We start from the raw sequence: 8,090 nt of genomic DNA, 5'->3' as shown, positions 1-8,090 counted from the left end.
TTTATCCAACAACTGGAATTGCGACAGCCCAAGGTTCACATCGCCAGTTTCAACCGTCCTAACCTTTACTACGACGTTCAACCAAAACAACGGCAAAGCTATCAACAGTTATTAAAACAGATCCGTTCTCACCAAGGTTCTGGTATTGTCTACTGTACGAGCCGCCGTTCCGTAGAAGAAGTCGCTTTCCGGTTACAGAATGATGGTATTTCTGCCCTACCTTACCATGGTGGAATGACGGATAAGGCTAGGGCAACCAATCAAAATCGGTTTATCCGGGATGATGTGCGGGTAATCGTAGCTACGGTAGCCTTTGGCATGGGAATTAATAAGCCAGATGTACGGTTTGTGATTCACTACGATTTACCTCGTAACATCGAAAGTTATTACCAGGAATCGGGACGAGCAGGACGGGATGGGGAACCAGCCACATGTACGGTTTTATATAGCGCTAGTGATATCTCAAAACTTCATTATCTGATTGATCAAAAGCCCGATCCCAAGGAACAACGGATTGCCTATCAACAGTTAAATCAGATTGTTGACTACGCAGAAGGCACAGATTGTCGCCGCCGGATTTTGCTGGGCTACTTTGGTGAGCGGTTTCCAGGGAATTGTGAGAAATGTGATAACTGTTGCTATCCTAAGCCACTAGAAGATTGGACCATTGAAGCTCAAAAATTCCTCTCTTGTGTAGCCCGGTGTCGGGAACGGTTTGGCATGAACCACATTATTCAAGTGTTGCGGGGCTCAAAAAGTAAGAAAATTGAGCAGTATGGCCATCACTTACTCTCTACTTATGGTATTGGTAAAGATAAAACTGCAGAGGCTTGGAAAATTCTAGTGCGATCGCTTTTGCACCAAGGATTAGTAGACCAAACCACCGATGGCTACTCTGTGCTGAAGCTCAATAAACTAAGTTGGGAAATCCTGCGCAAGCAACGTTCTGTTTACGTTCCTATTCCCCAGTCATCTGTAGAAAAAGCCTTAGGGGAAATTAACCCCAGAGTAGCTGAAGCCGAGATTCTGCTAGAGAAACTGCGGAAATTAAGGAAACAGCTCGCTGATCGCCAATCGATTCCACCCTATGTGGTCTTTGCTGATTCCACACTGAAACTAATGGCACAGCTGAAACCCAAAACCTTAGAGAACTTTGGGAAACTTTCTGGTGTTACTCAGTATAAAGTTACCCAGTATGGCGAGCAATTTGTTTCAGAAATTCAGGCATTTTGTCAAGAGCAAAAACTACCAGAACCCCTGCCCTCCAGTACCCATATGAAAACCCTGCAATTCTATCAACAAGGGTTAAGTGTAGAGGAAATTGCTCAACAACGAGGATATACTACCAGGACTATAATAGATCATTTGAGCCAATTAATTGAAATGAATCAGCCAGTGGATTTAAAACGACTGGTACCATTGGAACGTCATGAGCCAATTATCAAAGCAATTGAAAAAGTGGGTGATCAGTATCTAAAAAAAGTACGGGAATATTTAGGAGAACGTTACTCCTACGAAGACATTCAACTAGTCCGTGCTTGGTGGCGACGGCAGGGTAATTGATATAGTTATTGCTATCCGCAGCACTATAGATGAGTATGAAATGATCGCACAAAGCCATCCTGTGCTTTGGGTATAACCTTACATGTTACTGGAGCAGATCCTCAACTTTGAGATCTAAAATATCACACAAGGCTTTAGTCTGTTCTGGATAGAGCTTAGGCTTGTGCCGATCCGCCTCCCAGTTAATCACTGTAGACTCTACCACATCACAGGCTCTAGCAACTTGTATGCGGGTTAAACCTAGACTTTCACGGCGTTCTCGTAGTTTTTTTCCTAGGGACATTACCTTCTCCGGTGGTCTTGTAGCAGTAGTTTACCTAAATTTATTTGACTATTTATAGTTTATATTCTACAATCGGGTTTTGTGCAACAGGGCAGGTAAATTAATATCAATGATTTGAATTAAGACCATAGATGTAGGTGGGGAGGGTGGGAAGTGAGGCGTAGGGTGCGTTAGGGAAGGGCTCGCCCTCATTTTCCACCTCGTAGCCAGGGTTGAGATAGCCCGCCCCGTAACGCACCACTAAAGGTATTGAGCTAAAGGCTGACCACTGACCACTGACAGCTGACAGCTGAATTCTTAGCATGAAATTATTGTGTAGCGGCTTAAGAATTGGGATCGCCAAACAAATCAAAATCCCCGTCTAGGTAAGAGCGGGGAGTCTCCAAATGCTAGCATCAATTAATTGGGGAAATGAGCGATGACAACAACCCACAACCTTTATCAGCAAGACTTTTACTTATGGACCGAGGCAACTGCGCAACAGTTACGGGAGGGTGAGTTTACCCAAGTTGATGTAGCGAATCTGATTGAAGAAGTCGAAAGCATGGGTAAACGGGAAAAGCGCGAGTTAAAAAGTCGCTTGATTGTGTTGCTGATGCATTTACTGAAGTGGATGTATCAACCAGGGAAAAGGAGCGATAGTTGGATCAATACTATCACTGAACAGCGTATCGCTTTGGAAGAATTGCTGGAGGATAGTCCTAGTTTAAAACGGTGCGACCCAAGGGCGATTTACTCGCCCATTGGAAAGCGCACCGTAGCGTTTTTGCCAGAGGTCTTTGAGCAAAGTTATCAAAAAGCTCGGATTAAGGCAGCCCAGGAAACTGGGATTAAGTTGAGCACTTTTCCTTGTGAGTGTTCTTTTGCTCAGGAGCAGGTTTTGGAAGCTGGCTTTTTCCCAGAAGTGTTGAACAGGGGATAGAGAATAGGGAGCAGCGATGTAGTCGCTACTCCCTATTCTCTAAAACCCAGGAAAAAAGTACTTTAAGGAATAGAAAACTGGTATACTTAAACTCAGTAACTACTATCTGCGCCAAGAACTACCTGCATCTTTGCTGTCACCGACGGGTCCCTTGCCATCTTTCGGTGGATTGTAATCTGTGAATGGATTCCAACTCATGACAGTTGACAATTGTTTTGACTCAGGTTTGGGCGAGACAGGGTCAGAGGGCAAGGTTGATTGACCTGAAGACGACTTGGTAACACTAGATGCTTGTGGGTCAGTACACTCAGGATTTTCATCAATTACCTGGTGAAATTTGCAGAATGATCCGGCGTTTTCGCCGTCACCTACGGGGCCGTCTCCATCATTGGGTGGTGTGAAAGTATTTACCATCTGTAGTTGTGATAGTTGTAGTTGTCTTGATGCTGATATTGGTAACAGTTGTGGGTTACTAAACTCAGGATTTTCATGGATTAGCTGGTACAATTTCCAGAGAGATCCGGCGTCTCCGGTTTCACTGGGAGGTCCGTCTCCATCATTCGGTGGTGTGTAATTCATTACTATCGTTAGTTGTGATGATTGTGATAGTTTTTTGAATTCTTGGGATTCTTGGGATGATGATTGCTGGTCAATCGGCTGAGAATTACTATCGCTTAGTTCCTTGAATACCTTCAGTATCGTTGCTGCTAATTGTTGCCAGCGCTTTCTGATGTTGAGAGTGAAGGAAACTAGTGTTGTCCAAAGCTGCTTTAGCAAATTAATCATTTGAGAATACACCTTTTCTAGAAATTCATCAAACACCGGCCCAGGCGGCGTTTTTTCATTGCTACTTGTTACAGCGCCTCTCAAGCCAACTTTTCGCAGATGATCAGAAAAATTTTTTTTTGAAGCAAAATTTGCTTAGGTATTCTAGTTTCCTTGGTGTTTGAGATCAGATCCGGATCCATTTGAGTTGTGAACGATTACCCTTAGAAAAAGGCAAGGGGCAAGAAGCAAGAAGCAAGAGGGGAAAGATATCCGGCGTTTTATTGGATAAAAAAAAAGACCTTCTAGGTTTACATCTCATTTAGAAACCCAATAGGATTTGTCAATTGGGTGAGGTACAAGGTTCTCGGTTTTAGGGAGTAGGGACTTCCGAGCAGGTAACTTCGGATCAGGGAACAGATTTCGCACTTCGATTTGTAGTACGAAAAACACAGAGCGATCGCTGGATGATATAGCGCTACGCGCAAGGCAAAAGGCAAAAGGCAAAAGGCAAAAGTGGACTACAACAGCTTTTAAGCTTGTATAAATGTCCTAACCTTAATCGGTAGTGCTATATAGCGCTACGCGCTATAAAACCCCACCGTCTTTACGGTGTCCACAATTGGATGGGGTTTAAATCCCCATCCAATTGCCTTCAGCATAGCTGCCTTCAGCATAGCTGCCTTCTGCCCTCGTTTAATATGGGTATTCAACTGGACTTGATATCAGGTGAGATTGATTCAGATTTTCCGGGAGAGGCGATCGCTCCTTGAGAGGATAATTTTGTTCCTTAATCAGACGCTGTAGTCGGGTAACTCGCTTACCCGGAGATGGGTGACTTGATAAAAAATCCCAGGACGCTCCTCGTTTGTGACTCATTCTCGCGAAAAAATCTGTTGCGCCAGCAACATGACCATAAGTTTGCTGCAACAACCTCAAGCCAAACTCATCCGCCTGTTGTTCCTGTGACTGGGAAAATTTCGACTTAGAGAGTGTTGCCAATCCGGAAATAGCCAAAGATTCTAGGGCTCCTACATCACCAACAAAATAAGCGATCGCTGTCCGCAGCAGCAATGTTCTTCCCAAACTGCGCAGATGATCTCGGTGAGCAAAATGACCTAACTCATGTCCTAATACCATCATCAACTCATTTTCTGACTCGACCTGTTTCAAAAAACCGGCGTACACCACAATCACATCCCCCGGTAGTGCTAAGGCATTTACTGTGTCCTCTGGTAGATAAAGCACCCGGTAATCTCGTTGTCTAGATTGCTCCGGTGGTAGTTGTTTTTCCAATCGCGCCAGCAGTTGATTGAGGGTATCTTGAGTTGGTGATGGTTGAGCCTGCTGCTCATAAACCGGAACGATTACAGCTCCCAGCTTTTGCTCGACACTAGGAGGAATTAGCCCAATTAGACTGTTGATCAGCAAGTTCAACAGCCAAATAACCCCCACAATAAAACTGATAAATAGCCCCAATAAAATCAGTAGTTGACGGTTACTTGGTGGTGGGTTGCGACTCTGAGGTATATCTGGAGAGGGCATAATTAGTGATGGGGGATTAGTGATTAGGGATTAGTGGTAAGCATATGCGCGAAGCGCACGCTACTTGAGGTGCCGTCAGCTGTCAGCTGTCAGCCGTCAGCTTAAAATAAAATTGAAAGTCTGGGGAAAAGCCATTGGCCCTAGGCCAATAGCTGATAGCTCATAGCTGATAGCTGAACGCGATCGCGTGCGCGTAGCGCTTAAGCTGATACGCGACACGCTGATAGCTGATAGCTAATGGCTGAATGCTTACGATTAGTGATTAGGGATTAGTGATTAGCTTGCTATTTAGCTATTACCAATTTCTTAGTCACTCTTAGTTGGACGGAAAGGATTTAAAAAATTAATTAACCCATAAAGCTCACGAGATTGAATCCATAAGCGTCCTTCACCACTGAAACGACAGACTAACCCTTCTCCACCCAAAACTCCAGTTTTAAGACCTCGAAATGATAAACCACCCAGCACCTCAACCTGGTAATTTAGAGTATCTTCAAATGCCACGATATAGCCAGTGTCTACTACATAGTCACCCGCCACTGGAATTTCTACAATTGCTCCATAAGAACTAAACCAAAAATCCCCTTGGCCTGTAGCTCGAATCAGGAACAAAGACTCGCCACTGAAGAAGCCTTTAAAGCCTTGAAATTGCGTGTCAATTTCTATTTCTGGACTACAGGCAACAAATCCTGAAGACTGTACCATTAAACCCTGGTTTCTCAGGTAGTAATGCTGAATATCTCCAGGTACTCCTGGCGAAACATAAATTTGCCCAGGCTCTTTTTCAGCAGTAAACTCACTAACAAAAAATGATTCACCACTTACCATCCGACCCAGTCCTGTCATCAAGCCACCTCGTACTTTGGACTTCATCGAGATACTTGAGTCCATTGCTGCCATTGCTCCTGATTCAATTAAGACTGTTTGGTCTGCCTGTAAGTTTATAATCAAAGAGGCATAAGCGGGAGAATGCTCAATTTCGTAGTCAATTTTATTCATCATTTTTATGGCCTATCTATTATTATGTATTGTTAGAACTAATATCAAGGGATAGTAAACAATACTGTGTAAATAATTATGAATTCACGGGAAGTATAGCAGAAGTCAGAAGTCAGAAGTCAGAAGTCAGAAGTTAAACTCAAGCCAAACTGTAGTTTGAGACTTTTGTCATGTCCTAATTACCCTGGCGACTGCTATAACTCTACTCCCTACTCCCGACTCCCTACTCCCTACTCCCTACTCCCGACTCCCGACTCCCGACTCCCTACTCCCGACTCCCGACTCCCTACTCCCGACTCCCGACTCCCTACTTCAAGCAACAATCTTTATTTCCGTCCAGGTAATTATCGTGGTGGTAGTTGAGTACCAACTTGCCGACCAAAAGCACCAGTATTGTGGGTTTGACAATAGACTTTACCCTGCCCTTTAAATCGGCAAACCAGCCCTTCTCCACCTAGAAAAGCACCAATCCAGCTAGAGCCAGGTTTAGTAATCTCAAAGTTCAGGCTTTTTTCAAAGGCAACAATATGACCGGTGTCAACGATATACTCACCTTCCACTGGTACTTCATAAATTGCCCCAAATGAGTTCAGCAATACAGAACCATAACCACTAATAGTCAACCAAAAAATTGATTCGCCAGAAAACAGGGACTTAAAACCTTGAAAGCCTAAATCAATATCAACACCTGATTCACTGGCAAGATAAGAAGTCGCCTGCACTACCAACTCTTGACCATTCATTTGATAAACTAAAATATCACCTATGAATTTGGGCGCTAGAAAGATTTCGCCACCACCAACAGGAGAGCGAAAAACACTTAAAAACAGTGATTCACCACCTACCAAGCGTTTTAATCCACCAAAAATACCACCTCCTTTACCTTGTCGTAAAGTAGTGCTGGCATTGATGTAGCCACTCATGGCAATCATACAGCCTGCCTCTGCCACGAATTCTTGATTTTCATCCAGAACAACGCGAGCGATCGCACTATCTGGTTGATGTAATAGTTCTATTTCCATTTTTATAACGAAATTTAGGAAGGATAGTGTTAAAGATGTAGTGGTTTGGCTACGGTATAGTAAAGGATTAGGAAGCTAAACCTTAGGACGTAAATACTTGACTAAACCATCAACACTACGAGACTGTAGATAAATCTCACCCTGACCCCTGAGCCGATTCACAAAGCCTTCTCCAGAAGTTACAGACCCCAACAAGCCACCAGCTAACCCAATATTCATCATAATTCCTGGTTCATAGGCCACTAAATGACCAGTATCAACAATAAATTCCCCATTAATCTGCTTGCGAGTAAGACCACCATAAGCACCAAAGAAAACTGTGCCCTTACCACTGACTTTCAGTTTAAATAGTCCTTCACCAGAAAACCAACTCTTAAAACCTGCCCACCGAACACCCAGCTTAACCCCAGTAGTATGGCAAATATAAGCACCGGGTTGAAAACACAGACTGCGTTCTCCTAATTCCACACCAGCAATATCGCCAATTATGGACTGAGTAAGAACTAGGTTCAATGGTTGCTGAGTCTGATTGCTAAAGGTATTGACTAATAAAGACTCTCCACCAAAGAATTTCTTGAGCAAGCCAGAGAAGAAGCCACCAGAAAATTGAGTTTTCATGGTAAGCTGAGCATCCATACTGGTCATTGCCCCTGCCTCAGCAGTGATACTCTCACCAGGATCGAGAGTGACAAAAATTGCTGCAAAGGCCGGCTTGTAGCGAATTTCAGATTTCACTGTCAGATCTCCCGTTGCTGAGTGATAGGAATATTACTATTCTGGCAGAAAATTTTCTGCTGTCCAGATTTCTTTAATAAATTTAAGCAAACTCTTTATTTGCATTAATTCATAATAAGTTTGATTTTCATAGCTCACATTATCTTCCCAATCAAGGAAAAGAGTTGGGAGTTGGGAGTTGGTAGTTGGGAGTTGGGAGTTGGGAGTTGGGAGTTGGGAGTAGACAATTCTCCCTGCTCCCTGTTCCCTGTTTAAA

The 8,090-nt window shown here is 43.6% G+C and carries 10 protein-coding genes and 1 pseudogene; 3 read left to right on the top strand and 8 right to left on the bottom strand.

The features are described 5' to 3' along the window. Positions 1 to 1,563 (top strand): RecQ family ATP-dependent DNA helicase (locus F6K20_RS15000; RefSeq protein WP_287295157.1); only part of this gene is annotated, 1,563 nt, incomplete at its 5' end. Positions 1,564 to 1,648: 85 nt separating this feature from the next. On the opposite strand, the gene F6K20_RS14995 is transcribed toward F6K20_RS15000, so the two are convergent. Beyond that, on the bottom strand, positions 1,649 to 1,846 hold the full coding sequence (locus tag F6K20_RS14995) for a helix-turn-helix transcriptional regulator (RefSeq protein WP_287267516.1): 198 nt from the start codon (positions 1,844 to 1,846) through the stop codon (positions 1,649 to 1,651). 418 nt (positions 1,847 to 2,264) lie between these two features. On the opposite strand from F6K20_RS14995, the gene F6K20_RS14990 reads away from it, so the two are divergent. Beyond that, positions 2,265 to 2,768 (top strand): DUF29 domain-containing protein, encoded by a 504-nt coding sequence (locus tag F6K20_RS14990; RefSeq protein WP_287295155.1) that lies wholly within the window; start codon positions 2,265 to 2,267, stop codon positions 2,766 to 2,768. A gap of 102 nt (positions 2,769 to 2,870) precedes the next feature. On the opposite strand, the gene F6K20_RS14985 is transcribed toward F6K20_RS14990, so the two are convergent. From F6K20_RS14985 to F6K20_RS14970, 4 genes are all read right to left on the bottom strand, one after another. Beyond that, the gene (locus F6K20_RS14985; protein WP_131826917.1) at positions 2,871 to 3,554 is read right to left on the bottom strand and encodes a hypothetical protein; all 684 of its coding nucleotides are present in this window, start codon (positions 3,552 to 3,554) and stop codon (positions 2,871 to 2,873) included. 675 nt (positions 3,555 to 4,229) lie between these two features. Beyond that, a complete protein-coding gene (locus F6K20_RS14980) occupies positions 4,230 to 5,078 on the bottom strand; it encodes a M48 family metallopeptidase (RefSeq protein WP_008183415.1) in 849 nt (282 codons plus the stop codon). Positions 5,079 to 5,174: 96 nt separating this feature from the next. After that, a complete protein-coding gene (locus F6K20_RS14975; RefSeq protein WP_287254840.1) occupies positions 5,175 to 5,297 on the bottom strand; it encodes a hypothetical protein in 123 nt (40 codons plus the stop codon). 87 nt (positions 5,298 to 5,384) lie between these two features. After that, positions 5,385 to 6,077, bottom strand: coding sequence for a TIGR00266 family protein (locus F6K20_RS14970; RefSeq protein ID WP_502708311.1), 693 nt, complete (start codon positions 6,075 to 6,077; stop codon positions 5,385 to 5,387). A gap of 165 nt (positions 6,078 to 6,242) precedes the next feature. On the opposite strand from F6K20_RS14970, the gene F6K20_RS14965 reads away from it, so the two are divergent. Further along, positions 6,243 to 6,440 carry a hypothetical protein gene (locus tag F6K20_RS14965; protein ID WP_287295153.1) on the top strand — a complete coding sequence of 66 codons (198 nt, stop codon included), beginning with the start codon at positions 6,243 to 6,245 and terminating at the stop codon, positions 6,438 to 6,440. Here F6K20_RS14965 and F6K20_RS14960 read toward each other — a convergent pair. From F6K20_RS14960 to F6K20_RS14950, 3 genes and pseudogenes are all read right to left on the bottom strand, one after another. Continuing rightward, positions 6,422 to 7,099, bottom strand: a complete 678-nt coding sequence (locus F6K20_RS14960) for a TIGR00266 family protein (protein WP_008183420.1) — start codon at positions 7,097 to 7,099, stop codon at positions 6,422 to 6,424. The genes F6K20_RS14965 and F6K20_RS14960 overlap by 19 nt on opposite strands. A 75-nt stretch (positions 7,100 to 7,174) precedes the next feature. After that, positions 7,175 to 7,834, bottom strand: a complete 660-nt coding sequence (locus F6K20_RS14955) for a TIGR00266 family protein (RefSeq protein WP_008183422.1) — start codon at positions 7,832 to 7,834, stop codon at positions 7,175 to 7,177. Positions 7,835 to 7,870: 36 nt separating this feature from the next. Further along, positions 7,871 to 8,090: pseudogene (locus F6K20_RS14950) on the bottom strand (hypothetical protein); the annotation flags it as partial.

It is taken from the genome of Moorena sp. SIO2C4 (assembly GCF_010672485.1).
GTDB lineage: Bacteria > Cyanobacteriota > Cyanobacteriia > Cyanobacteriales > Coleofasciculaceae > Moorena > Moorena producens.
This window is presented reverse-complemented; position numbering and strand designations above follow the sequence as displayed.

Bases quoted from the DNA above. Each gene is read 5' to 3' on its own strand.
- F6K20_RS14995 (WP_287267516.1), bottom strand. From the start codon at position 1,846: ATGTCCCTAGGAAAAAAACTACGAGAACGCCGTGAAAGTCTAGGTTTA.
- F6K20_RS14990 (WP_287295155.1), top strand. From the start codon at position 2,265: ATGACAACAACCCACAACCTTTATCAGCAAGACTTTTACTTATGGACC.
- F6K20_RS14985 (WP_131826917.1), bottom strand. From the start codon at position 3,554: ATGATTAATTTGCTAAAGCAGCTTTGGACAACACTAGTTTCCTTCACT.
- F6K20_RS14980 (WP_008183415.1), bottom strand. From the start codon at position 5,078: ATGCCCTCTCCAGATATACCTCAGAGTCGCAACCCACCACCAAGTAAC.
- F6K20_RS14970 (WP_502708311.1), bottom strand. From the start codon at position 6,077: ATGAATAAAATTGACTACGAAATTGAGCATTCTCCCGCTTATGCCTCT.
- F6K20_RS14960 (WP_008183420.1), bottom strand. From the start codon at position 7,099: ATGGAAATAGAACTATTACATCAACCAGATAGTGCGATCGCTCGCGTT.